The organism is Natronomonas sp., assembly GCF_047616845.1.
Classification (GTDB): domain Archaea; phylum Halobacteriota; class Halobacteria; order Halobacteriales; family Haloarculaceae; genus Natronomonas.
In genome coordinates, this window is the sequence record NZ_JBLGBY010000022.1 from 1 (window position 1) to 22,996 (window position 22,996).

Genomic DNA, 22,996 nt, shown 5'->3' on the forward strand with positions numbered 1-22,996 from the left:
CCTCACACTCCGGGCAGGCGCCGTGCGGGGAGTTGAACGAGAACGAGCGCGTCTCGATTTCCGGCAGGTCGATGCCGCAGTGGGTGCAGGCCAGTTCCTCGGAGAACTCTACGACGAGGCGGGCGTCCTCTCGCGGCTCGCTTCGCTCGCCGCTCGTGTCGTCCGAGGCGCTCTGCGCCTCGCGACCCTCGCCAGCGAGATCGCCCGTCGACCGTGATTCCGATCCCCCAAGACCGGCTTCTTCGGGCGGGTCGGGGAGGATGACCTTCAGGACGCCGTCGGCTTCCTCCAGTGCCGTCTCGACGGAGTCGGTCACGCGCGAGCGGGCGTCCTCGGTCAGTTTCACGCGGTCGACGACGACATCGATGGTGTGGTCGTAGTTCTCGTCGAGGTCGGGCGTCTCCATCGTGAGGTCGAACTCCTCGCCGTCGACCTCGATGCGGGTGTACCCCTCGGAGACGAGTTCCGAAAAGAGGTCTTCGAAGGCGCCTTTCTGGTCGCGAACGACCGGTGCACAGAGCTTCGCACGGGTGCCATCGGGGAGTTCGAGCAGCCGACGAACCATCTGCTGGGCGCTCTGCTCGCCGACCTCGCGGCCACACTCCGGGCAGTGCGGCGTGCCGACGCGGGCGTAGAGGAGGCGGAGGTAGTCGTGCAGTTCCGTGACGGTACCAACCGTCGAACGGGGGTTGTTCGCGGCGTTCTTCTGGTCGATACTGATGGCCGGCGAGAGGCCTTCGACGTTCTCGACCTGTGGTTTGTCCATCTGCCCGAGGAAGTTGCGGGCGTACGCGGACAGCGATTCGATATATCGGCGCTGGCCCTCGGCGTACACCGTCTCGAAGGCAAGTGAGGATTTGCCCGACCCCGAAAGGCCAGTGACGACGGTGAACTCCTCGCGGGGGATGGACACGTCGATATCCTTCAGATTGTGCTCGGAGGCACCGCGGACGACGATGTCGTCAGTCATTGCTCATGAGGATGGTTCGGCGGAGTGAAACCCTGTCGGTTGCGGCTAACCGGCGTAGGCTTCTGCCCGCACCAGCAGGCGGCCACTCCGGTCGTGGGCCACGTCGTCGCCCTCGTATTCCGTGGCGTACGAGGCCGCATACACGATGCCCTGTGCCGTCGGTGCGGCGTCGGTCGTGTTGTTGAACTGGTCGGGATAGCCGCTTCCGTCCGTCGCGACCGTCTTCGACCCGTTGACGACGAGGGTGTACTGCCCCTCGACGCGCGGCGTGCCGCCCACGCCTTCGCGGACGTTCTCGTAGTGGATGTCGACCGGGCCGGTCAGGTTCCCGCCGAAGGCAAGCGGCGCACAGTCGGTGCCGTCGAACGTGGCGTTCCGGAAGTCGATAACGGCGCGCGAGGCGGTTCGCGTGCAGGTGCTTTCGACATCCAAGAGCGCATCGAGCGTGCCGAAATCACCGGGGTCGCCGACGTGGACGACCATGGTGCTGTTGGTCGAATCGCGGAACACGTACACTCGCCAGTCGTGGGTGCCGTTATCGACCCGGAATCGGAACGCATCATCGCTCGTGTTGTCGAAATCGAGCGCGGCATCGTACAGCGAATCCCGCGTCACGTTCACCTGTGCCGTGCTGACGTTTTCGGTGTCGCTGGCGACCTGCCACTCCGTCGCGTCCGTGTCGTTTGCGGGCGTGAATGGCCGGTCGCTCCGCTGTTCGAGCCGCCAGCCGAGATGCGGCGTCCGCTCGATTTCGGTGGCAACGCCCCGTTTTGCGGCCCGCTCTTTGGCGGCCCCTGCCCAGGCGTCGAACGTCGCGTTGAACGTGGCCCTCGCCTCGCTGGTGGTGTTGGCGTCGGCGCCGTTCGCGAGCGTGTACGCCTCCATGACGGCCCCGCTGGCATCGAGCGTGAACGCTTTTGCCTCCTCGGAGTCCCCGGTGTCCCGCGTCGCGAGGTTCTCCGCGAAGATCGCGGAGTTGACGATGAGCGCCAGGCCGACGAACACGACCGCGAGCAGTAACGCGGCGACGATGATGAGTTGGCCACGTGGTTCCCGACCGGCGAAGCGACGGCTCATTCGGATGACCTCGGGTACGGGCTCCCCCCGTTTCAACCATCCGGTGGGTTCGGCTGTCAAAATCCCCGCGGACTACACCGACTCGGGCAGCCAGCCGCCGTCGACCTCGACGTTCTCGCCGCTGATGTACCCCGAATCCTCGTCGACGAAGAACAGAAGCGCCTGCACGAGGTCGTCCGGATGGGCCCACCGGCCCCGCGGCGCCTCCTCGGGGAAGGCGTCGCTCGTCTCGACGACGTACGGCGAGACGGCATTGACTGTGACGCCGTCGTCCTGTGTGTCGCCCGCGAGCATCCGGGTGAACATGATGACGCCGGTTTTTGCGACGAAATACGGGAAGTTCTTCGCCGACACCGACGCCCGCTCGGCGGAGGCGTAGCCGACGTTGACGATGCGGCCCCACTCCGTTTCCCGCATCGATTCGAGCGCCCGCTTCGAGCACAGCATCGTCGCCGTCAGGTTCGTATCCAGGACGCGCCGCCAGGTGTCGTGGTCGACGTCGCTCCAGTGCTGTGGCGCGAAATCACCGACGTTGTTGACGAGGATGTCGACGCCGCCGAGCGATTCCTCGACGGTCGCAAAGAGCCCCTCGACCGCGTCCGGGTCGGTGACGTCGGCGCCGACGGCGATAGAGTCGACGCCGCGGTCGGCGGCCTCTTCTGCGGTCGCGGCGGCGGCCGCTTCGCTCGTGTTGTAGTGGACGGCCACGTCCGCGCCGGCGTCGGCGAGCGCCAGGACGAACGCCCGCCCCACCCCGCGTGCGCTGCCGGTGACGAGGGCGACACGGCCCTCGCAGTCGGGTTCGAGCATACCGACCCTCGGGACGGCGGCGGTTTACTTGTTGTGTCGAGGCGCTCGCGAGCGGTCGCGCCAGGCCTCCTGCTGGCGGCGCTCGGCGGCGTGGCGGACGCCCCCGGCAACGGCTTCCCGCGCTTCTACCTCGAACTCCCGAGCGTCGGCGTAGAGGTCGGCCTCGAACGCTTCGAGTACCTCGTACGTCCACCGCCCCGGCCCGTCCTCGCGGGGGACGACGCCGCGCGGCAGCAGTTCGTCACGGAGGCGGTTCGCCAGCCGCTCGTGGCCAGCTTCCCGGAACAGCTCCTCGGCGGCGGCGAGGTGATCCATCGCGTGCCCCGTTTTGTGGTGAAACGCCACGAGCGCGCCATGGGCGCGGTGAAGCCACTCCAAGCCGAGTTCGACGCGATGGATAGCGTCCAGTTCGGTGTCGGTCAGATTCGGTTCTGCCATGCGTACTGGTAACACTTGCCGCTATTTAGGTTTCGCGGCGACCGAAACCGATAGGCAGGCCGGCGGTCTACCGGTGACAATGCGACGACGGGACGTGTTGCGCGCCGGGGGCGTGGCTCTCGCGGCCGCCTCGACGGGCGTGACAACGCCGACACCGACGGAGACGGCCGAGCTGGATTTCGAGCCGCTCGGCCGCCTCGACCTCCCCGGCGCGAAAGAACTCGTCGTCAACGACGACATCGCCTACGTCGCGACCACGGACGGCTTCGCGACCGTCGATACGAGCAACCCGGCCGACCCGACGCTTCTGGCCCGCGTGGACGGCCTCCTCGCCGAACATCCGGACGGCCCCCTTGAGATGGTGTTCGACGGCAAGGTCGGTGGCGACTACTACGCCCTCGGCGCGCCGGGTCACCCCCAGAGCAACGTCCCCTACGCCGCGCTCGTCTTCGACGTCTCCGACCCCGCAAAGCCCGAGCGCGTCCTCGCCCACGAGACGGAGTTCTACCATCACAACGTCGATGCGGACGGCGAGACGCTGTATCTCTGCGCCAACGACGGCGCGCGAAATCCACTCATCTGCGTCGATATCGCGTCCGGCGAGGAGCTGGGTCGGTGGTCAGTCATCGACGCTGACGACCGGTGGGCGGACGTCCACCACTCCCTCCGGGAGATTCACGACGTCCGGGTCGAAGACGGCGTCGCCTACTGCGCCAACTGGAACGCGGGGACGTGGCTCGTCGACGTAAGCGACCCGGCCGACCCGACCGCCGTCGTCGGCCTCCATGGTCTCGATCCCGAACAGCAGGCCGAAATCCCGTCCGGCGACGAGCGCCGACAGGCACGGTTCGGCCTACCGGGCAACAATCACTTCGCGATGCCGCAGCGCGGTGTCGACAGCAGCCTCGTCGCGCTCAACGAGGAGGCATGGGCGTTCGAAGCCGACGCGCCCGAGAGCGACCTCGGTGGCGTCGAACTGTGGGACGCCGACCGAGAGACGCGGCTGGCGCGCATCGAGGCCCCGCCGACGCGGGACGCGACGTACGGCGGCGTCTGGACGACCGCGCACAATTTCGCGTTCGTCGGCGACCGCCTCTACAGCTCGTGGTATCGTGGCGGCGTCAAGGTACACGACGTCAGCGACCCGACCGCGCCCGAGGAGGTCGCACACTGGCGGGACACGGCGCGAACGAACTTCTGGACGGCCCAGCCTGGCAGCGACCACGTCGTCGCGAGCAGCTGGCGCGACGAATCCCAGGAGCGCCCCGAGGAGGGCGCCGCTGTCTACACGTTTCCCGATGGAGAGCGGCCGACGCCGATGAAAACGGAGGGGGATGGCACCGGATTCGGCCTGGCAGCAGGAGCGGCGGGATTCGGTGCGGCCGCGCTGGCCCGGCGGCTTCGGAACCGCCGTTAGAGGGCGTTCTCGATTGAGGCGGCGACCTCACGGGCGCGTTCGGCAAGCGGCTCGGACACCTCGCCGGCCTCGACGGAGGCGTCGAGTTCGTCGTCGTCGACGCGGCGCACCTCGCCGTCCGGGCCCTTCACCACGTCGACGTGGAGGTCGACGTATCGGACGGTGTCCGGGAAGATTTCGACCGGCGTACAGACGTTGACGTACGTGCCGCGGCGCTCGCCGTCCTGGCCCCGATAGACGGTGGCGTACCACCATCGCCCCTCGACGAACGTCGTCGTCGCGGTGTCGCCCGACCGTCGCGCGACACCGAGGGCGTCGTAGGTGCCGCCGCCGGACATCTTCCGCTCGATGGTGACCGACCCGTCCGGTTCCCACTCGGTCACCGTCCCGCGCCCGAGGATGATGTTCCGGCCGTCGGGTTTGCCGTGGCCGATGGCGAGCGTGTCGCCCTCCTGCGGCCCGAACTGGCGGGTCGCGGCGTCGAAGGGAAACTCCCCGTCGGGGTCACACACCGCTTCGGCGAAGTCGACGGCCGCACTCGCAGCGTCGGCACCGGCCTTGGTGCGGTGGTGACCGGGCATCGTCGTTTCCACCCGCCGCCGTATCGAATCGAGTTCGAACCGCGTCTCGCGGCCGAACCACAGCCAGGCACCCTCCTGCGGTGCGATGATGCGACCCGGTTCGTCGCTGTCGTATCCTGCGACCGCTTCCATAATCGCTTCCGCGCGGTCGTTCCCTCGTTCCAGAGCCTCGGCCATTGCATCGAGCGAGGCGTCTTCGGCAGCGCGCGACCACCGGGGCGACCAGCCCTCAGGCGGGTCGACCGGCAGCAAATCAGCCATTCGTGCAGTCTCGCTCAATGAGCCGCCATCGCCGCGGCGCAGTTCCACGAGCCCACCCGGTACCCGGAGGTCGGTAGCGAGAGAGGGCTTGTCGTCGCTCCACGGTGGCTCCGCGCCGGCGACCTGGACGCGGTAGGAATCGCCCTCGTCGACGTAGCCCTCGACGCGATTGTAGGGGAGAAAGCCCTCGGTGTCCCCGATATCGACGACGGCACCGGAGCCCAGCGTCTCCGTAACGGCGCCCTGAAACACCGCGCCGCGCGGGGCGGGGTCATCCCAGGCGAAGGTGTCGCGACCCAGCGACCCCAGGCGTTCGCGGAGATCGGCGACCGCCTCGCTCTCGCCGGCCAATCCCACGCCCTGGCGGTCGTCGGTCGTCCGAACGGTGACATCCGCCGGATCGGCCTCGAAATCGGCGTCGAACCGCTCGCGGATGGGCGGGGACGCCTGAACGATCTCGTGGTCGTCCCGAAGCAGTTCCGACAGCGCCGTCGTGTAGATGCCGCGAACGCGGACTCTCATAGCTTTTCGCGGTCGGTGGCGAACCGCACGCGGTCGTGGACGGTCGGCCCGAGGGTCAGTTCGACGACGTCGTCGGAGAGCCTGCGCCCGCCTTCGACGTATGCGCCCCAGCCGTCGAACTTGATGTAGCCACGGAGGTCGTCGGCGTGGGTGTAGAGGTCGACGTATTCGAGGCCGTGCTCGGGGTGGTTCTCGGCCGAGTGTGCCAGTTCCATGTCCGAATAGATACTGTCGCGCCCATCGAAGAACGCCTCCAGCGCGTCGGCTGCGGCCGCGGTCGCGTCGCCGACCGACTCGGATAGCTCCTGTATCTCCTCAGTCGAGAGGCCGAACTCACGAAGCGCCCGCTGGGTGCGCTGATCGAAGTGCATACTCCCCGTTCGTCGGCGGGGGCCGAAAGCGTCCCGGCTTTCAGTCGTCGGCCGCGGCGTCGGCCGCAGCGTCGGAGTCTGTCGCGCCGGACACGGCGTCGTCGGCCGATTCGGTTCCCTCTTCGGTCGCCTCGTCCGTCCGCTTGCCGCTCGGGTTGGGTGGTGCCGAGTACATGATACCACGGCTGGCGCTATAGCGTGTCATTACCCATACTATCCCGTCACGGTATTTCAGCGTGACCCTGAATGACATAATGTTGTTTAGTCACATACCGAGGCTCGCGGCCAAAGGGTTAGGACGGTACCGGGACAGAGACGAATATGAAAGACCCGGTGGAGGCGCGCGCCGACGAATCCGATGACCTCTACGACATCGCTTCGTGGGAGCCGCGCACTGCCCTCGACGCGCTCGCGCTGAAGACGTACCACGGCGCCGTCAGCGCCGGCCGCGCGTTCATCGTCGCGCTCGGCATCTTCATCATGCTCCTCATCCTCGGCGGCGGCGCCGGCGCGATCATCATCGACAACCCGTTCATCCTCGGGTTGATCGTCCTCTCGGTCGTCCCGGCGGGGCTTCTGGTTCTCTACATCTACAGCGCCGACATCACGACGAACGAACCCGCCTCACTCATCGCGGCGACGTTCGTGCTCTCGATACTCTTCGCCGGCTTCGCCGCCATCATCAACTCCGTGTTCGGGTTCCTGCAAGCGTTCAGCCTCATCGGCCTCATCCTGTTCTACTACGTCGTCGTCGGCCCCGGCGAGGAGGCGGTGAAACTGCTTGCGGTGCGGCTGTACGCCTTCCGTGACGACCGGTTCGATTCGGTCATCGACGGTGCGGTGTACGGCGCTATCGCCGGCCTCGGCTTCGCCACCATCGAGAACGTCATCTACATCACCCAGAACCTCCAGACGCCGGCGATGATACTCGCCCAAAGCGGGAGCGACTTCGCGAGCCAGTTCTTCGAAACCATCGACGCAGGCAGCGGTATCACCGCCGTTCGCGGCCTCGCCGGCCCGGGTCACGTCATCTACTCGGCGTTCACCGGCTACTACCTCGGCCTCGCGAAGTTCAACCGCGAGAACGCAGGCCCCATCATCGCCAAGGGGCTGCTCATCGCCGCGTTCATCCACGCGACGTACAACACGCTGGCCGGTATCGTCCCCGGCATCGTCAGCATCTTCGTTCCCGGTGTCCCGCCGTTGGTGCTTTTCTTCGGCTTCGTCATCGTCTACGACGGCATCTTCCTCTACGTCCTCTACCGGAAACTGGAGCGGTATCGGAGCACCTTTCAGGCGCTTCACGACGGCCCCGAGGTGGCCTCGGAACACGACTCCGAACTGACCGAGTTCGATCCGGAAACGCGCTGACGCTTCACTGGCCGTTCCGGGCTTTCTGCTCCCACCGAGGGGCGGCACGCCGATACAGACCCAGTCCGACGAGCCCGGCGAGCGACGCGTAGCCGACGCTCCCCAGCGAGATGGCCGTCGGCCGGAGCTGGAAGGCGATTGCAGCGACGACCAAGGGAATCAACACGAGCATCATCGCGATGGTGAACCCGGCGAAGACGGGCGTATCGAACAGGAGCTCGTTTGGCTCCAGTCCCGCGACGTAGGCCGTGATGCCGAACACGTACAGACACAGCGGCGCGAAGACGGCGATGCCGACGAGCATCGAGCCGGTGCCGAAGACGATGCCACCGAGCGCGAGGAAGGCGAAGCCGGCCGGCAGCGCCAGCACGCAGAAGCCGAGCAGTTTCGCCCGGAAGACGGCCGCAAGTGACACCGGATACCGGAGGTAGAACGCCGGGTCGTCGAACTGACAGAGCCAGTTGTACGTCGTAAAGGAGCCGAGCGCCAACACAGAGGCGATAGTGAGGCCGGGTTCGGGCCGCACCGGCACCACATCCGGCAGGAAGGCGAGCAGCACGGCCAGGACGGCGAAGACGAGCCCCTGCGAGAAGACGATTTTCCAGAGGCCGCCCGAGGAGCGAACCACGTCGAGCAGCGATTTCGTGAGCAGCCCCTGTTCGTCCGTCGCCCCCAGCTTCCGGTGCAGCGTCGTGAACCGATTGACGGCCGTCCGGGAGGGTGTCCGCCGCTCGAACTGGAAGGTGACGATGCCGAGGACGCCGAGCGCGAATGGTAACAGCAGGCTCGAGATAACCGTCACTGCCCCGATGTTCGAGAGCAGGCCGTACGGCGTGAACGCGAGGACGGTGCTGCCGTCGTACAACAGCGCGGCGATGGTGACGACGACGGTGCCGAGCGAGACGGCCCGCGAGCGGGTGTGGATACCGACCAGGGCGAAACTGGCGGTGACGCCGACCGCGAACATCCCGACGCTGGTGGCGAAAAGCAACGGGAGGCGCGCGAGCGGTACGTCAGCCATGACGACCAGCGGCCCGAGCCCGACCGTCAGCGGCAACAGGAAGAACACGGCGTAGTAGCCGACGTCTTTCACGAGGAAGGCGACGAGCAGTCGCTTCGGCTCGACGGGGAGCGTACGCGCCGAGAACAGAAGCAGTGTCGTCTCGCCGAGCAGGTCATCGAGTGCGTCCCGACCGACGAGGCCGACGGTGCCGACCTGCAGTCCGAGCACGGCGACGACGAGATGCAACCCGGCGATGAGCAGCCCGGTGTCGGCGTTCGCAAGCGCGAAGAAGGCCGCCGTTCCGGCGGCGACGGCGGCGACGAACACCGGAAAGAGGGCGAAGCGCCAGCCGCCGAACAGCCGGCTGTACAGCCGGAACTCCTCGCGCGCCATGGTTCGCAGGAGGTAGGTCGTCGACAGCGCCATCACGCCGACCCCTGTTTCAACACCGCCTCGCTCACGTCTTCATCGACCGATGCGAAGAAGCGGTCGAGCAGCGCGTCGCCGCCCATCCCGCGCGGTCTGAGCTCTTCGAGCAAGCGGCCGCGGTTGATGATGCCGACCTGGGTGCACACCTCGGCGGCGGTCTCGACGAAATGCGTCGACAGGAAGAGCGTGTTGCCGTCCTGCCGGTAGGTCTCGAAGAACTGCTTGACCCGCTCCTGCATGATGGGGTCGAGGTTCGTCAACGGCTCGTCGATGAAGACGACCTGCGGTTCGTGGAGGAACGCCTGCGTGATGAGTACCTTCTGCTGTTCGCCCTGCGAGAGGTCGGTACACAGCGTGTCGAGTTTGTGGGCGAACTCCAGGCGCTCGGCCCAGCGGTCGACCCGCTCGTCGCGCGTCGATTCGTCCATCCCTCGGGTCGCGGCGGCGAACTCGAAATACTCCCGGACGGTGAGATACGACGGCGGGCGCCCGCTCTCGGGTAAAATTCCGACGTGCCGCCGGGCCTCAACGGGCGTCTCGACCGGGTCGACGCCCGCGACCAGCGCCTCGCCGGAATCCGGGACGAGCTGGCCCGTGAGGATGTTTATGGTCGTCGATTTACCGGCCCCGTTCGGCCCGAGAAAGCCGTAACACTCCCCGTCCTCGACGGCGAGCGAGAGCGAATCGAGTGCGACGACGTCACCGTACTGTTTCGACAGTTCGCGCGTCTTGATAGCCGCCATTCGTCCGTCGTTCGCGCTACGGGGTGGTATACCCTGTGCCGATATCGAGCCTTTAGACGCCCTCGATGAGCCGCTGGAGCTGCTCCGGCGGGACGGCACCGCGGGCGGCGTACTCCTCGTGGAGGAACGTCGGCACGCCGGTGATGCCGCGTTCGTGCGCCGCGGCGAAGGCGTCCTCGACGGCCTCGGCGCTTGCCTCGTCGGCGAGCGTCTCGGCGACGAAGCCCTCCGGAAGACCGGCGTCGGTGGCGATGTCTTCGAGCACATCGTGGTCGCCGATATCGCGACCGTCCTCCCAGAGTGCGTCGAAGACGCCGCGGTGGAACGCACCGAACGATTCGGGGTGTTCCTCACGGGCGCGGAACGCGACGCGCTGGGCGTCGAAGGAGTCGACATCCTTCCGGAGTTCCTGGGCCATTTCCACGTCGTACTCGTCGGCGAGCCGGCGAACGTTCTGTCGGGCCTCCTCGTAGTATTCCTCGTCCTTGCCGTTGTCGACGGAGTTGTCGATAGTGCCGTCGGGCTTTCGCTGTTGGGCACGGAGGTCGAAGGGGTGCCAGTCGATGTCGAGCGGTTCCTCTCGCTCCTCCAGATACTGGTCGAGAGAGGCGTGACCGAGATAGCAGAACGGACAGACGTAGTCGGCGTACACGAGCACTTGCTCGGTAGCTTGGGTTTCGCTCATGGCTCTACGTGGACGGGCGAGACGCAAAAGGGCACGCCTCCCGTGCCGGGACGGTACACCACCGCGGCGGTGGCGTCCCCCCGCAATAGTGCTCGTCAGCGCTTCCGAAACATCTCCGCACCGCCGATGCCGGCGGCGAGTCCGCCCGCGAACAGCAGTAGCCACGCGATGTTGCCCAGCTTGCTCTGCTCGCTCTGTACTGTCGGCGTCGCGGTCGACGTCTCGGTGGGCGTCGCGCTCGGTTCCACAGTCACGACACCGGCAGCCGTCTCGTTGACTGACAGCTGGTGTTCGCCCGGTTCATCGAGGACGTGATAGAACGTGACCGTGCGTTTCTCGCCGGCCGGCAACGTCACCGCTTTGGTCGTCACGCGCTCCCCGTCCACTTCCAGTGCGAGCGTCGTCGTTCCGCTTGTCTCACCGCGGTTCTCCACGAGTGCGGTCACGCCGACCGAATCGTTATCCGAGCCGCTTTCGATCCAGGCCTGCTCGACCGTGATTGCGGGCTGGCGGAAGCCAACCGCGAAGTACGAGAGTCCCGGCAGACGCGTGTGGAACCGCACCGTTTCGGCGGTTTTATCCATCCGGATCGTTTCGTGGGCGTCCCATGAGCCCTCGTGGTACCGATACACCACGAGTTCGTCGCCCTCGGCTCTGTCCGGAATCTCCGATTTCGGCACGGCGACGGACATCTCGACTTCGCTGAGGTTCTCGTTCGCTATCGTGTGGTTCACGTCGAAGTATCCGGGGACAGCGACCGTTCGGTTCGCGCTGACGGCCGGCACCTCCGCGGGCGGTTCCTCGAAGGAATCGACGAGGACGGAGAAGTTCCCACCGCGAAGCGTCGTGAAGGAGAGCCGCTTCGGAACGACGCGCTCGGTTTCGTTCGTCTCGTTGAACGTCAGTGCGACCGAATCGTTCACCGCCTGGTTCACGATGCGGCGTTCCAGCGTCGACGCCCGGAGTATCGTCGTGTTCGTCTCGTTCGTCGTTTCGTTTGTCGTCTCGGTCGTCGTCGGGGTTTCGTCGTCATCCGATTCGGTGACGTAGACGACGTCCGTGCTCCCGCCACTGCTGCTGTCGTTCGCAGCCTCGGTGACGTTCAGCGTGAGCGTGTCCGTGGCCGTCTGATTCACCGCGTCCTCGGCGGTGAGCGTGACTGTGTAGTTCCCGGGCTCGTTGTAAACGTGTTCCGGCGTCTCGTCGGTGGCGCTGGCGCCGTCGCCGAAGTCCCACTCGTAGCCGACGATTCGGCTGTTGTCCGTCGAGCCGTCCCCGTCGAAGATGACTTTCGTGTCCTCCTCGATGGTCGCGTTCGGCCCGGCGTCGGCGTCCGGCGGCGTCGTATCGAGGAACAGCGTCCCCGACCGATTGCTGTCGGTGTGGTTGAACTCGTTTTCGGCCAGCACGCTCACGTCGGTGTCACCGTCGTCATCGACGTTCGAGGCGTTGACCGTGACGGTTCCCTCGTACGACGACCCGGTCGTCGCCGAGAGGTCGACCGTCCCGGCGCCGAACGCGGACGCGTTCGCCGTGATCGCGGTGAGATTGCTCTCGTTCGCCACGGTCGCGTTTATGCGGGTCGTGTCGCCGCCCGTGACGAGTCCGTCGCCGTCGGTCACGTCCGTCAGCGTCACGTTCTCGACGACCGGTGCCGGCGTCTCGATTGTTACCGTCCCTGTTTCGCCGCCTGCGCCATCGATGGCATCGGTGTTCGCTGCGCGCTCCAGCGTCGCTGTGTACTCGCCGTCGACGCTGCCGGTGTAATTCGCCACGTAGCGGTACGGCCCGCTGCCGGATTCGGTCGTGTTGGACTCGGTGAGCATCACGTTCTCGGCACCGGTCACGTTGATCTCGATGGCGGTGAGCTGGTCGCTGGCGTTGAACGCGACCCGAACCTCACGGCCGTCGAGATTCGTCACCGTGTAGTCCGTGATATCCGGAGCCGGCGGCGCCGCGGAGGGCACAACGCCGACGGAGGGCGTCGTGCCGATAGTGCTTCCGGTGGTGCCGTTGACCGGGTTGACCGTTCCGTTCAAGAACGAGTAGTAGAGTTGGTTGTCGTCCTTATTGACGTGCAGCATCTCCAGTTCGCTGCCGCCTGCCCAATCGCCACCGGCGACGGGGGCTTTCACGGCTTTTTGGTAATTACCGTCGAGCGTTGTTTTCGAGCCGTCGGCAGCCAACAGCGCGAGGTCGTTGCTCCCCGTCACGTACGGGACGCGAGGCGTGCCATCGCCGTCGAAATCGGCCGGTTCACCGATACCGAGTCCGTTGTTCGTGCCGAAACTGGAGAAGCCGGTGCTGGCTACCGTCTTGCCGTCGTAGTATTTGATGGTGCTCGAACTCCCGAGGAAGACGAGGTCGTCGGCGCCGTCACCGTCGTAATCCGCGATACCGAGGGGGCTGTTCGTCGCTGTCTTCTTCCCACTCGGGTCGAGAATCGGGCTCGGGCTCTCCCCGCTTTCGACGCGGTACAGATTGCCGTTGCTCGTGTTCTCGTAGAACACCGCCGGCGTCCCGTCTTCGTCCCAGTCGCCGGTGGCGACGTAGGCGTTGGTCTTCTTCGCCTCGGCGGTCACGAGTGTCCGCGTGTTCCCGCTTATCTCGGCGACGACGAGGTCGCTGTTGCTGTTCACGTACGGCGCTTCGAGCTCACCGTCGCCGTCGAGGTCTGTCAGCGGCCCGGCGACCTCGGCAGTGACGCCGAGCGAGGCTGTCGTCCCGTTCGCGTACAGTACCGTCAGCGTATCGCTGGAATCGGCGTACACCGAGACGGGCGTACTGGAGCCCGCAGCTGCTGTTCCGGACGCTCCGACGACCGCAAGGGCGACGAGCACGACGAGTGAACAGGCGGTTATCGACCGTAGAGGTGCATCCCCCGACATGCTGTGTCTCTCCTGATAGTTGTTGGCTATCCAACAAACGACACTCGCCTAACATACTAGGCAAACCGAGCCGGCGAGCCGGAACGCACCGATTTCGACCCTTAGAGTACGAGTCCGACGACGGCGAAGAGAATGAGCACGCCGGTGATGTCACAGACGTTCGTCACCACGGGAATCGTGATATCGTCGGGATTGTATCCGAGCCGGTAGGAAGTGTACACCGACACCAGGCTGACGACGACGACGAAGACGGCCAGCAGCATGCCGCTCATGAGCGAGATGGTCATCACCTCGAGGAGGGTGAGGGTGCCGCCGAGCGCCTGCCCGATGGCCCACGCCGCGATACCGACGAGCACGAAGACAGTGAGACCGAGCGCGAGCACGGCGCCGCTGTTCGCCCGGATATCCGGGTTGTCGAGTCGGAACTCGAAGGTGCCGAGATGCAGCTGTGTCGACAGCCGCGAGCACATGATGGAGCCGAGATTGCCGGCGGTGCCGATCTGGACGGGCACGAGGATGAGCAGGGAGGGGTTCGTCAACAGCACCTCCTCGTAGGCTTCGAGGACGCTCCCGGAGACCATCTGCAGCACCGAAAGCGCGACGAGCAGCGGCACCATCGTCGCCACCATCGACCGCGTCGTCCAGTCGTCCAACGGATCCACGCTGAACTCCTCGTAGGAGTCGGTCAGCGTGCTCGCAAGCCCGCTGAGGTCTTCGCCGCTGCCGCTGTCGATGCTCATAACACCAGCCCCACGAGGTAGATGGCGACGAGCAGAAAGACGACGCCGAAGACGTCGCCAAGCGTGGTGACGACCGGCCCGATGAGGTTGTCGGGGTCGAGGCCACGACGATAGCCGACGAAAAGCACCGACACGAGGACGCTCAACATCAGCACCGCCGACAGCAGGCCGGCGACGAACATGATGCCGACGAGTTCGAGCAGGCTGCCGCTCTGTCCCAGAACCACCAACACGCCGAAGGCGATGAAGGCGATGAACACCGAGACGACCATCCCGTTGACGAACGAGGCGACGATGGCGTTCCGAAGCCGCCGATTGCCGAGGTCGAAGCGCGGTTCGATGACGCCCTGGTGCAGCGCCGAGGAGAGTCGCGCGCCGAGGCTGCCGTACACACCGCCTCGGGTCGCGAGAAACGCCGGTAGCAACACCAACACGCCGGGCACGCTCTCGATGCCGTTCCGCATCGTTTCGCTCCCCAAAACGGTGCCCGCAAAGAGGCCGGCGACCAGGCTGATGACGATGACCGGCAGCGCCTGCCGGTAGACGTCCCCCGCCGACTCGTGCTCGAACATGGCCGTGTCCACTCACAGGGGACGTAAAAACGTTCGACCCATCCGGAATCGCCGGCAATCGCGGCCTCGGTGCCCTCTCCGTACATTTTTACACGCGTCGCGCCACGTCGCTTCCATGCGAGAAATCGAGTACCGGCCGCGAAACATCCGGGAGACGCTGGTCGAGCTGAAGGATTCCTCGGAGCTCGCCGTCGACCTGGCGTACTCGGCGGTGCTTTTCGACAACCGCGAGCTGGCCAACGAAGTCATCGAGCTGGAGTCACGCGCGAACTACCTCCAGTACCACGCCCGCATCGCCTTGATGTTGGCGGCGAAGAACACGACCGATGCCGAGCGACTGGTCGGCATCTTCCAGATGGTCGATGGGGCAGTCGCCATCACCGAGGCCGCCGCCGATATCGCACGCATCCCGTCCCGCGACCTCGGCATTCCGGCGGCGTTCCGCGCGCTCCCCGACGCCCACGAGCAGTTCGTCCGCGGGGAGATCGCAAGCGCCTCGCCGCTCTCCGGTCGGACGCTGGACGACCTCGAACTCGACGTCGACGAGGCCGTCCGCGTCATCGCCATCCGCCGAGACCAGACGTGGATATTCAGCCCCGACGGCGACGACCAGTTGCTCGACGGGGACGTAGTGTTCGCCCGCGGCCCGGAGGAAGGCGCCGCTGAGTTCTACGAAGCCGCGACCGGTGACACCTACGAGCCGCCCGAAAAAGCGGACGCAGACGAGGACATCGAACGCGCCGTCGAAACGCTCGTCGAGCTGAAGAACGTCTCCGAACTCGCCATCGGGCTGTCGTACAGTGCGGCGCTGTACGACAGCGACGCCATCGCGGGCGAGGTACAGGTGCTCGAACACCGCTCCGATGAACTCCGTGAGGAACTCGAACAGTGGGTCGTCAGCGCGGCCGAACGCGGTGGCGAGGCCGATGGCAACCGCCTTCGAGGCCTCTTTCACGTCGCGGTCGCCGCCGAAGTCATCTCCGATGCCGCACTCGATATCGCCGAGGTCGTCTTCCGCGACGTTGACCTGCATCCGGTGTTCGCCCAAGCCATAAGCGAAAGCCAAGAGGTCATCACGAGCGTCGAAGTCGGCGAGGGCGAGCTGCTCGGCATGACCGTCAGCTATCTCGAACACGAGGTCGAAACCGGGATGACGCTTCTGGCGCTGCACCGGGAGGACGGCTGGCTGTACGACCCAAGCCCGGAGGTTACGATTCGCGCCGGCGACCGCCTCGTGCTCAAGGGGCCGGAGCGCGGGGAGAAACGGATTCGGCGCCTCGCCGGCTAGCGGAACGGGACGGCTCGCGTCGCCGCGCGTTTCGCGCCGCTGCCGCTTTTCTGCAGGACGGTTTTCACACCCCAGGCGGTCTTTCGAGCGGCGGCCTTCGCGTAGTGGCCGGTCGCTCGCTTGACAGAAGCCCGCTGGCCGCGAATGTCGGTATCGCCGGCCCGAATCGCATCGACGATGTCGTCGCTTTCGATCTCGGGAAACGGCTTGTCGACCTCGATTTGCGTGAATGCGCGGCCGACAGTCAGTAGTGAGTGGGCGTCGCTGCCGCCGACGGCTGGATAGCCGTATCGCGTCGCGTAGCGGCGGGCCCGACGGTTCCGATAGCCCGTGAACAGCCAGGCGTTGAACGTCTCGATGGCGTCGGGGTCGACCTGTTTGAGTCGGCGCTTCCGGATACCGTGGCGGGTGCGCTGGAACGGGTGCGGGACGACGGCGACGCCACCCAGTTCGCGAACGGCCTCGATGGTCTCGCCCATCGGGCGGCCCGTCGGCGGCATCTCCTCGATGCCGATACCGAGCAGGTGGCCGTCAGCAGTCGAAATCTCGACGCCCGGAATGCCGACGAGACCGTACTGTTCGGCGCGCTCTGCGGCCTCGACCGAGGCGTGGATAACGTCGTGGTCTGTGATGACGACCGCATCGAGGTCGATGTCCGCCGCGTGTTCCAGAATCAACTCCACTGGTTCGTGGCCGTCGTAGGAGGCCTCGCTGTGGACGTGGAGGTCGACCTCGAGGCTTGTTGGCCCGCTCATCGTTCTTCTTTCACGCCCGACCCGTAAAAACCGATGGACGCCGCACCAAGGCTTTTGTCAGCGCCTGCGTATATCCGGTATGGCAGGCTTCGAGGGCGAAGAGGTGTCGAAAGCGCTCGACTACGAGCCGATGAGTGTCAAGGATCTGCTCATCGAGATGAAAGACACCTCGGAGCTGCTCATCGACCTCGCGTATTCGGCGGTGTTGCACGGCAGCCCGGACGTCGCCCGCGAGGTGCTCGCCCTCGAGGAGAAGATGGATGTCCTCCAGATGCGGGCTCGGATGAGCCTGATGATGGCCGCCCGCAACCCCGACGAAGTGGAGGCGCTGGCGCCAGTTCTCGGGCTCGCAGCAGGCGCAGACCGCATCAGCGACGCCGCCGGCGACATCGCGAAGATCGTCATTGAAGACATCGGCCTCCCGGACGCGATGCGGGCGGCGCTTCCGGAGGCCGTCGAAACACTCGTCCGCGGCACCGTCACCGACGGTTCGCCGTACGCCGACCGGACGCTGCTCGATATCAACCTCGAAAGCGAGACGGGCGTCCGCGTGCTCGCGATTCACCGCGGCGACGACTGGATTCTCAATCCCGGCCCGGAGACGACGATACACCCTGACGACCGCCTCATCCTCCGTGGCCCCGAACAGACCATCGACGAGGTGTACGAGGCCGTCACCGGCGAGCAGTACGAATCGCCGGAGCCGCCCGAATCGGAGATCGACGACCTCGAACGCGCCGTCGACTCCATCGTCCTGATGAAGAACCTCTCGGAGCTCGCGGTCGATTTGGCGTACGGCAGCATCCTCTTCGATAACCACGAACTCGCCGAGGAGGTGCGGAACCTCGAGGTCGAGGTGGACGCGCTGCGCTCGCGGTTCGAGGCGTGGCTCCTCCGGGCCGCCGCCGACGCCGAAGACCCCGTCGCCCTGCGCGGGCTCATCCATCTTGGCGTCTCGACGGAGGTCATAAGCGACGCCGCCCTCGACATCACCGAAGGCGTGCTCCGCGGACTCTCCGTGCATCCCGTCGTCGAACTCGCCGTCCAGGAGTCCGACGAGATACTCATCCGCGTCACCGTCGCCGAAGGGAGCGCCCTCGACGGCGAGCAGGTCGCCGAGGGCGTCCCCGAGGCCGAACTCGGGATGAACGTTCTCGCGATTCGGCGCGGCGACAACTGGATGCTCGCGCCCGACGCCGACGCGACACTGCAGGCCGGCGACGTCATCATCGCCAAAGGGACGCGCACCTCCTCGGCGGAGTTCGAAGAGTTGGCTGCGTGAATCGCCTCGGGGTCAAGCCCCGAGGCTTCCCGTTTCTACGACGTGACTTGCAGACACTCGCTGAAAGTCAGCGGTGTCCGTAGTGGTCACAGTCTCCACGGGCGTGTCTTCGGGCCATCCCAGCCCTAGTTCAGAAAAGCCTCTCTGCAAAATGTTCATCGCCGCGTTAGCATCCCTATCCGTCTCAAACCCGCACGCCGGGCAAGAGTGTTCCCGAACCCAGATAGGCTTCGCTGTTTCCACGCCACACGACGCACACTCTTTCGTCGTCCCAGCAGCTTCCACCTGCACGACGTGACAGCCGTACAGATCAGCCTTATATTCGAGCAAGGTGGTGAACTGTCGCCATGCCGCGTCCTGCTTGTTGCGAGCGTTGTGGGGCTGTTTCAGCATCTCCTTCACGTCCAAGTCCTCGACAAACACCGCGTTATACTCACGGACGAGCCACGTCGTAATCTTGTGCTGGTAGTCCAGCACTTTCCGACGGATGTGACGCTTAACCTTTGCTACTTCCCGACGCTGTTTCTCATAGTTGTTCGACCCTTGCTCTTTGCGAGACAACTTGCGTTGCTCGCGTCGGAGTCGCTCGTACTCGTCTTCGAGGTCAAGCCAATCTACTATCTTGCCATCAGACGTGTGGATGTAGTTCAGGATACCGAGGTCGATACCCACACTGTTGCTCGTGTCGAGCGAGTTCACGTCGGGCTTCCCGGGCAAGTCGGCGTCGTCGGTTTCGAGGCCGAAGGAGACGAACCAGTCACCGGTCGTCTCCTTCTTGACCGTGACTTCTTTGATGGACGCTTCGTCAGGGATTGGACGGTGGTATCGGATTTTAATGTCGCCGATTTTGGAGAGCCAGAGGGTCGCGTGTCGGCCACTCGTGTTTTTGAGTTCGAAGCCGGACTGCGAATACGTCATACTCTGGAACTCCTTCGGAGACTTCCGCTTGAGTTTCCCGACTTTATTCCCGTTCTGTTTCTGCTCGGAGAGGTTCGAGAGGTTGTCGTAGAACCGTGTGACAGTTCGTTGCAGAGCCTTTGAATTGACTTCCGAGAAGATGGGAAACTCGTCTTTCCAGCCGGGAAGTCTGTAGTGGTGTTTGTACGCAGAACCGATATTGTCGGCGGCAACGTGGGTGTATTCGTACAGGGTGTAGTTGTATGCTTGGCGATGAATGTCGATGTGATGGTTCAGTTCAGCCGCTACCTGTTGTGTCGGGTATGCAGGGTATCGGTGACTGTATTCCATCGCCATCTCTTGATTATAGATTTGTTCAGTTAATGGTTGGTATCCCTGCCTATCGGATTCAACCCCGGGGTCAAGCCCCGAGGCATTCTCCTATACCGCTTGTAAAACCGCCGCTTACTGCCCCCGCCTCAACGTGCCGCCAACGGCGGCGAGTAGGCAGGGGTAGTTCACATTCGTTGTTTGAGCGCTTCACGAATCGATATCGGGGACTCTTCCGGCCCGCGAGCCATCACGACTGTTTGCTCCACTTCCTCGCCGACTTTCTCGGGGAGTGAGCCGAACACCGCCTGCGAAATCGTCCCCGATCGAGTTGCCCCGACACAGATCGCATCGTGTTCCTCGGCAGCATCGAATATCGCTTGCTCCGTATCGTCAGCGACCAGTACCTGCGTGTCGTACGACATGTATTGGATGCCAGCACGCTCGGCCAATTCGTCAATCACCGCCTTTCCACGCTCTGTCGGGGAGACATCATCGTCCTCAGACTCCGGCGACTGGACGTTCAGAAGCGTCAGCGATGCGTTGTCGGCCGCGGTAACGAACTCGGCTGCCCGTCGTGCCGCGACCGGAGCATGCGGACCCTCACCGGCGAGCACCAGGATATCGCCCTCGACTCCGCCGTCTTCGGCGCCGAGTTGGACGAGGGTGGCGTCACACGGTGCCCGTCCGATGACCGGATCGATAGTCGAACCGAGGATGTGTTCACGCCGACTTCTGGTGCCCTGCCACCCAAGCAGGACGTGGTCTGCATCTTCTTCCTCGATTACGTCGAGGATTACGGATCCGGCATCGCGACCGACAATCGCCCGCGTCTGGAGCCCGATTTCGAGGTCGGAAGCGATGTCACGCGCGGATTCCAACAGTTGCTGTTGGCGCTCGACACGCTCTTTCTCGAAGGCGAGGTCTTGAGAGAGCGACGTCTGACGGGGTACCTCTATGACGTTCACCGCAATCACCTCGGCGTGCTCGTCATCGTGGGCATGGGCGCTGGCTGCGGCCATCCGAAGTAACCCCCGCTCGGTCTCCGGATTCGCGACCGGAACCACGACCCGGTAGCGCCCTTCACCGTCCGCCACCGCGGTCGGTTGGGGTGCGAGCGCTTCCCCGACCAGGCTCGTGCTGAGCGCTCGGTTGCGGGCGTAGAGAAGATACCAGAGTACGCCGAAGACGACGATGACGGAGCCGATCGTCTGGACGATAACGCTCATCTGAAGGAGGATTGCCAAACAGGCAACGAATCCGAGAATCGGAACGGCGGGATACAGCACGCTCGGGATTCTGAAGGCCGGGTCGTACGCGTCCGGGTTCGCACGTCGTAACACGACGACGGCAATGTGAACGAGCGCGTACGTGACGAGATACATGAAACTCGCCACCTCCGCGAGCGTGCCGATACCGACTCCGACGGCAATCAGTACGAGTGTGATGACTCCGGTTGCCGTAATCGCTCGGTACGGCGTTCGGAACCGGCTATGAACTTCGTTGAGCCAGTTGACGAGGATTCGGTCTCGGCCCATCGCGAAGTTCACGCGCGCGGCCGAAAGGATGCTCGCGTTCGCGCTCGAAACCGTCGCGAGAACAGCCCCGACAATCATGGCTAACGCACCGATCGAGCCCATGAATTCGGTGGCGACATCGGCGACCGGGATTCGGGAGTCTGCCAGCGCTTCGATCGAGAGTGTGCCCGTCGAGACGAACATCACGCCCACATACATGAGCGTGGGCGTCACGACGGCTGCAATCATCGCCAGCGGAAGGTTCCGACTCGGATTCTTGATTTCCTCGGCGCTGGTCGCGATGACCTCGAAGCCGATGAACGTGACGTAGACGGTGCCGATCGTCGCCGCAACTGCCGGCCAGCCGTTCGGATTGAAATCGCTGACCGAGGGGCCGCTCAAAACCCCCAGTCCGAGGAATGCGAAGATGAGCCCGACGAGCGTGAGCACGATGACGTTCTGGAGGGCCCCGGTTTCCTTGACACCGTAGTAGTTGATAGCAGTCAGTAACGCCGCCATTACCAGCGCCGCAACGGTGATGCCGGTCTGTCCCCAGCCGGCGAGGGCGCCGACGTACTGGCCGAGTCCTGGAAGGAGATACTGGCCGAACCCGATCATGTAGAACGCGCTCGCGAACGTCAGACCGGCCCACATACCCCACCCGACGATACTACCGAAGAACGGCCCGAGCGCTCGATTGACGTAGTAGTAACTGCCCCCCGCTTTCGGCATCCCGGTCGCCAGCTCCGACAGCGAGAGCGCAGCGAGCAGCGATACCATGCCCCCGGCGAAGAACGATATCATACTCGCCGGGCCGGCCTGTTGGGCGGCGATACTCGGCAAGACGAAGATACCTGCGCCGATCATCGTCCCGAGGCCGATCGTATACGCTTCGAGGAAGCCAAGATCGCGGGCGAGCTCCTGCTCGGTCTCACTCATGTAGCGATACCCCCTGTTCGATGCGCCGCTGTACAGCGCTCGAATAATTCGGTTCAATCATGTGTCGTCTTCTGGAAGTGCGATAACTGGTATACTGGCGTCCGTTACGAGCGTGAGCGCGGTATCGCCGGAGAGGAACTGTACGATTCGACTCCCGCCACGAGGGCGAAACGCGACAGCGCTCGCCTCGAGTTCTTCGGCCGTGTCGAGTATCGCGTCGACGACGTTTCTCCGATAGACGTGCTCCGTCTCCGCATCCGGAATGACCGCCTGGAACGCGGCGAATGCGTCCGCTGCTCGCCGTTCGGCCTGTTCGACGGAGAGTTTGTCGGGAGCGCCCCCGGCTTTCTCGATTACGTGAACGACGGTGACGCGGTCGTATTCGTACTCAGCGAGGCGTTTCGCCGTCACACGGGCGTCTTCCTCGTTGGCGACGGGAACGGCGAGGTGGCGCATGAGTGGACGAGCCATTCTATCAGCCTCCGTTCTCAGAGTCGTCGGTTTCGCCACTGCCGCAGTGTGGACACACTTCGGCGTCCTCGTCGATGGATCGGCCGCAGGTCTCACACCTGCGCTCCGACGAGTCGTTAACGTCGCCCAGATACGACCAGTGTAAGGACGTCTCACCGCTTGGGAGCCGCTCCCGCTGCACGCGGTAAAGCGACGTTATCTCCGTCTCTGGGCCCGGGCTATCCGGCTTCGATGGATGCATTCGTACTGTCGCGTGTGCTCCATGCGTTTCGATATCGAGGATTTCACCGGCGGCGGCCGATTTGATCTCCGTTTCGATTGGTGTCTGAAGTGAATCGATACGCTGGTCGACGTACGAGCGTACCGCTTCCAGTTCAGGAATCTCGAGAGCGTCGATCTCTTCAAGCAGGGGCTCCGGCAAGCGGGCGGCCGAATCCGTTTCTTCATCGGATGGAGGCATGGTCACACCTCCGTTACCGCGCGATTACAATCAGGCGGCTCTGCGGCGGGTTCATCCGTGTGCTCCCGGCAAGAGATCCCGAATATCCACGAGGCTGTACGAATGGACGGAAGCGAACCCGAGTGATTCTGCAGGAACCGTGTCCCAGATTCGGGTTGCACGAGCATACTCGGTATGTA

At 64.7% G+C, this 22,996-nt stretch carries 21 protein-coding genes and 1 pseudogene; 4 read left to right on the forward strand and 18 right to left on the reverse strand.

All coding sequences use genetic code 11. The features are described from left to right. The 4 genes and pseudogenes from ACI8UR_RS06205 to ACI8UR_RS06220 all read right to left on the reverse strand — a co-directional run. Nucleotides 1-970 (reverse strand): annotated as a pseudogene (locus ACI8UR_RS06205) (excinuclease ABC subunit UvrA); the annotation flags it as partial. Between the two features lie 45 nt (nucleotides 971-1,015). Continuing rightward, a complete protein-coding gene (locus ACI8UR_RS06210) occupies nucleotides 1,016-2,047 on the reverse strand; it encodes a hypothetical protein (RefSeq protein WP_415087673.1) in 1,032 nt (343 codons plus the stop codon). A 72-nt stretch (nucleotides 2,048-2,119) separates the two neighbouring features. Continuing rightward, nucleotides 2,120-2,857, reverse strand: coding sequence for an SDR family NAD(P)-dependent oxidoreductase (locus ACI8UR_RS06215; RefSeq protein WP_415087674.1), 738 nt, complete (start codon nucleotides 2,855-2,857; stop codon nucleotides 2,120-2,122). Nucleotides 2,858-2,881: 24 nt separating this feature from the next. Continuing rightward, nucleotides 2,882-3,295 carry a hypothetical protein gene (locus tag ACI8UR_RS06220; RefSeq protein ID WP_415087675.1) on the reverse strand — a complete coding sequence of 138 codons (414 nt, stop codon included), beginning with the start codon at nucleotides 3,293-3,295 and terminating at the stop codon, nucleotides 2,882-2,884. A gap of 79 nt (nucleotides 3,296-3,374) precedes the next feature. On the opposite strand from ACI8UR_RS06220, the gene ACI8UR_RS06225 reads away from it, so the two are divergent. Continuing rightward, complete coding sequence (locus ACI8UR_RS06225) at nucleotides 3,375-4,712, forward strand: LVIVD repeat-containing protein (RefSeq protein ID WP_415087676.1); 1,338 nt, start codon at nucleotides 3,375-3,377, stop codon at nucleotides 4,710-4,712. On the opposite strand, the gene ACI8UR_RS06230 is transcribed toward ACI8UR_RS06225, so the two are convergent. From ACI8UR_RS06230 to ACI8UR_RS06240, 3 genes are read right to left on the reverse strand one after another with little or no spacing between them, the layout of a single operon-like run. After that, a complete protein-coding gene (locus ACI8UR_RS06230; protein WP_411714688.1) occupies nucleotides 4,709-6,076 on the reverse strand; it encodes a DUF402 domain-containing protein in 1,368 nt (455 codons plus the stop codon). The two genes, ACI8UR_RS06225 and ACI8UR_RS06230, sit on opposite strands and share 4 nt — an antisense overlap. Then, the gene (locus ACI8UR_RS06235; RefSeq protein WP_411714689.1) at nucleotides 6,073-6,447 is read right to left on the reverse strand and encodes a hypothetical protein; all 375 of its coding nucleotides are present in this window, start codon (nucleotides 6,445-6,447) and stop codon (nucleotides 6,073-6,075) included. Before ACI8UR_RS06235 ends, ACI8UR_RS06230 begins: the two co-directional genes overlap by 4 nt. 40 nt (nucleotides 6,448-6,487) lie before the next feature. Then, complete coding sequence (locus ACI8UR_RS06240) at nucleotides 6,488-6,652, reverse strand: hypothetical protein (protein WP_411714690.1); 165 nt, start codon at nucleotides 6,650-6,652, stop codon at nucleotides 6,488-6,490. Between the two features lie 116 nt (nucleotides 6,653-6,768). Here ACI8UR_RS06240 and ACI8UR_RS06245 point away from each other — a divergent pair, with 116 nt between their 5' ends. Next, nucleotides 6,769-7,818 carry a PrsW family intramembrane metalloprotease gene (locus ACI8UR_RS06245; protein WP_411714691.1) on the forward strand — a complete coding sequence of 350 codons (1,050 nt, stop codon included), beginning with the start codon at nucleotides 6,769-6,771 and terminating at the stop codon, nucleotides 7,816-7,818. 4 nt (nucleotides 7,819-7,822) lie between these two features. Here the strand turns inward: ACI8UR_RS06245 and ACI8UR_RS06250 are convergent, their stop codons facing one another. From ACI8UR_RS06250 to ACI8UR_RS06275, 6 genes are all read right to left on the reverse strand, one after another. Further along, nucleotides 7,823-9,247 (reverse strand): hypothetical protein, encoded by a 1,425-nt coding sequence (locus ACI8UR_RS06250; protein WP_411714692.1) that lies wholly within the window; start codon nucleotides 9,245-9,247, stop codon nucleotides 7,823-7,825. After that, entirely contained in the window at nucleotides 9,247-9,993 is a 747-nt protein-coding gene (locus ACI8UR_RS06255) for an ABC transporter ATP-binding protein (RefSeq protein ID WP_411714693.1), read from the reverse strand. The genes ACI8UR_RS06250 and ACI8UR_RS06255 overlap by 1 nt, the downstream gene beginning before the upstream one ends. A 52-nt stretch (nucleotides 9,994-10,045) precedes the next feature. After that, the gene (locus tag ACI8UR_RS06260) at nucleotides 10,046-10,678 is read right to left on the reverse strand and encodes a DsbA family protein (protein WP_411714694.1); all 633 of its coding nucleotides are present in this window, start codon (nucleotides 10,676-10,678) and stop codon (nucleotides 10,046-10,048) included. A 95-nt stretch (nucleotides 10,679-10,773) separates the two neighbouring features. Continuing rightward, a complete protein-coding gene (locus tag ACI8UR_RS06265; RefSeq protein WP_411714695.1) occupies nucleotides 10,774-13,566 on the reverse strand; it encodes a PKD domain-containing protein in 2,793 nt (930 codons plus the stop codon). A 101-nt stretch (nucleotides 13,567-13,667) separates the two neighbouring features. Next, nucleotides 13,668-14,306: a magnesium transporter gene (locus ACI8UR_RS06270; protein ID WP_415087677.1), complete on the reverse strand. Its 639-nt coding sequence runs from the start codon at nucleotides 14,304-14,306 to the stop codon at nucleotides 13,668-13,670. Continuing rightward, nucleotides 14,303-14,878, reverse strand: a complete 576-nt coding sequence (locus ACI8UR_RS06275; RefSeq protein ID WP_411714697.1) for a magnesium transporter — start codon at nucleotides 14,876-14,878, stop codon at nucleotides 14,303-14,305. Before ACI8UR_RS06275 ends, ACI8UR_RS06270 begins: the two co-directional genes overlap by 4 nt. A gap of 115 nt (nucleotides 14,879-14,993) precedes the next feature. Here ACI8UR_RS06275 and ACI8UR_RS06280 point away from each other — a divergent pair, with 115 nt between their 5' ends. Continuing rightward, nucleotides 14,994-16,166: a potassium channel family protein gene (locus ACI8UR_RS06280; protein ID WP_411714698.1), complete on the forward strand. Its 1,173-nt coding sequence runs from the start codon at nucleotides 14,994-14,996 to the stop codon at nucleotides 16,164-16,166. On the opposite strand, the gene ACI8UR_RS06285 is transcribed toward ACI8UR_RS06280, so the two are convergent. After that, entirely contained in the window at nucleotides 16,163-16,921 is a 759-nt protein-coding gene (locus ACI8UR_RS06285; RefSeq protein WP_411714699.1) for a CehA/McbA family metallohydrolase, read from the reverse strand. The two genes, ACI8UR_RS06280 and ACI8UR_RS06285, sit on opposite strands and share 4 nt — an antisense overlap. A 79-nt stretch (nucleotides 16,922-17,000) precedes the next feature. On the opposite strand from ACI8UR_RS06285, the gene ACI8UR_RS06290 reads away from it, so the two are divergent. Beyond that, nucleotides 17,001-18,203: a potassium channel family protein gene (locus ACI8UR_RS06290; RefSeq protein WP_411714700.1), complete on the forward strand. Its 1,203-nt coding sequence runs from the start codon at nucleotides 17,001-17,003 to the stop codon at nucleotides 18,201-18,203. 12 nt (nucleotides 18,204-18,215) lie between these two features. On the opposite strand, the gene ACI8UR_RS06295 is transcribed toward ACI8UR_RS06290, so the two are convergent. From ACI8UR_RS06295 to ACI8UR_RS06310, 4 genes are all read right to left on the reverse strand, one after another. Continuing rightward, the gene (locus tag ACI8UR_RS06295) at nucleotides 18,216-19,451 is read right to left on the reverse strand and encodes an RNA-guided endonuclease InsQ/TnpB family protein (protein WP_415087681.1); all 1,236 of its coding nucleotides are present in this window, start codon (nucleotides 19,449-19,451) and stop codon (nucleotides 18,216-18,218) included. A 167-nt stretch (nucleotides 19,452-19,618) separates the two neighbouring features. Further along, nucleotides 19,619-21,886, reverse strand: coding sequence for an amino acid permease (locus tag ACI8UR_RS06300; RefSeq protein ID WP_411714701.1), 2,268 nt, complete (start codon nucleotides 21,884-21,886; stop codon nucleotides 19,619-19,621). Nucleotides 21,887-21,943: 57 nt separating this feature from the next. After that, nucleotides 21,944-22,357 (reverse strand): universal stress protein, encoded by a 414-nt coding sequence (locus ACI8UR_RS06305; RefSeq protein ID WP_415087679.1) that lies wholly within the window; start codon nucleotides 22,355-22,357, stop codon nucleotides 21,944-21,946. Nucleotides 22,358-22,361: 4 nt separating this feature from the next. Next, the gene (locus ACI8UR_RS06310; protein ID WP_411715632.1) at nucleotides 22,362-22,817 is read right to left on the reverse strand and encodes a zinc ribbon domain-containing protein; all 456 of its coding nucleotides are present in this window, start codon (nucleotides 22,815-22,817) and stop codon (nucleotides 22,362-22,364) included. Between the last annotated feature and the right edge of the window lie 179 nt (nucleotides 22,818-22,996).

Coding starts and splice junctions, on each gene's coding strand:
- ACI8UR_RS06210 (WP_415087673.1), bottom strand. CDS start 2,047: ATGAGCCGTCGCTTCGCCGGTCGGGAACCACGTGGCCAACTCATCATC.
- ACI8UR_RS06215 (WP_415087674.1), bottom strand. CDS start 2,857: ATGCTCGAACCCGACTGCGAGGGCCGTGTCGCCCTCGTCACCGGCAGC.
- ACI8UR_RS06220 (WP_415087675.1), bottom strand. CDS start 3,295: ATGGCAGAACCGAATCTGACCGACACCGAACTGGACGCTATCCATCGC.
- ACI8UR_RS06225 (WP_415087676.1), top strand. CDS start 3,375: ATGCGACGACGGGACGTGTTGCGCGCCGGGGGCGTGGCTCTCGCGGCC.
- ACI8UR_RS06230 (WP_411714688.1), bottom strand. CDS start 6,076: ATGAGAGTCCGCGTTCGCGGCATCTACACGACGGCGCTGTCGGAACTG.
- ACI8UR_RS06235 (WP_411714689.1), bottom strand. CDS start 6,447: ATGCACTTCGATCAGCGCACCCAGCGGGCGCTTCGTGAGTTCGGCCTC.
- ACI8UR_RS06240 (WP_411714690.1), bottom strand. CDS start 6,652: ATGACACGCTATAGCGCCAGCCGTGGTATCATGTACTCGGCACCACCC.
- ACI8UR_RS06245 (WP_411714691.1), top strand. CDS start 6,769: ATGAAAGACCCGGTGGAGGCGCGCGCCGACGAATCCGATGACCTCTAC.
- ACI8UR_RS06250 (WP_411714692.1), bottom strand. CDS start 9,247: ATGGCGCTGTCGACGACCTACCTCCTGCGAACCATGGCGCGCGAGGAG.
- ACI8UR_RS06255 (WP_411714693.1), bottom strand. CDS start 9,993: ATGGCGGCTATCAAGACGCGCGAACTGTCGAAACAGTACGGTGACGTC.
- ACI8UR_RS06260 (WP_411714694.1), bottom strand. CDS start 10,678: ATGAGCGAAACCCAAGCTACCGAGCAAGTGCTCGTGTACGCCGACTAC.
- ACI8UR_RS06265 (WP_411714695.1), bottom strand. CDS start 13,566: ATGTCGGGGGATGCACCTCTACGGTCGATAACCGCCTGTTCACTCGTC.
- ACI8UR_RS06270 (WP_415087677.1), bottom strand. CDS start 14,306: ATGAGCATCGACAGCGGCAGCGGCGAAGACCTCAGCGGGCTTGCGAGC.
- ACI8UR_RS06275 (WP_411714697.1), bottom strand. CDS start 14,878: ATGTTCGAGCACGAGTCGGCGGGGGACGTCTACCGGCAGGCGCTGCCG.
- ACI8UR_RS06280 (WP_411714698.1), top strand. CDS start 14,994: ATGCGAGAAATCGAGTACCGGCCGCGAAACATCCGGGAGACGCTGGTC.
- ACI8UR_RS06285 (WP_411714699.1), bottom strand. CDS start 16,921: ATGAGCGGGCCAACAAGCCTCGAGGTCGACCTCCACGTCCACAGCGAG.
- ACI8UR_RS06290 (WP_411714700.1), top strand. CDS start 17,001: ATGGCAGGCTTCGAGGGCGAAGAGGTGTCGAAAGCGCTCGACTACGAG.
- ACI8UR_RS06295 (WP_415087681.1), bottom strand. CDS start 19,451: ATGGAATACAGTCACCGATACCCTGCATACCCGACACAACAGGTAGCG.
- ACI8UR_RS06300 (WP_411714701.1), bottom strand. CDS start 21,886: ATGAGTGAGACCGAGCAGGAGCTCGCCCGCGATCTTGGCTTCCTCGAA.
- ACI8UR_RS06305 (WP_415087679.1), bottom strand. CDS start 22,357: ATGGCTCGTCCACTCATGCGCCACCTCGCCGTTCCCGTCGCCAACGAG.
- ACI8UR_RS06310 (WP_411715632.1), bottom strand. CDS start 22,817: ATGCCTCCATCCGATGAAGAAACGGATTCGGCCGCCCGCTTGCCGGAG.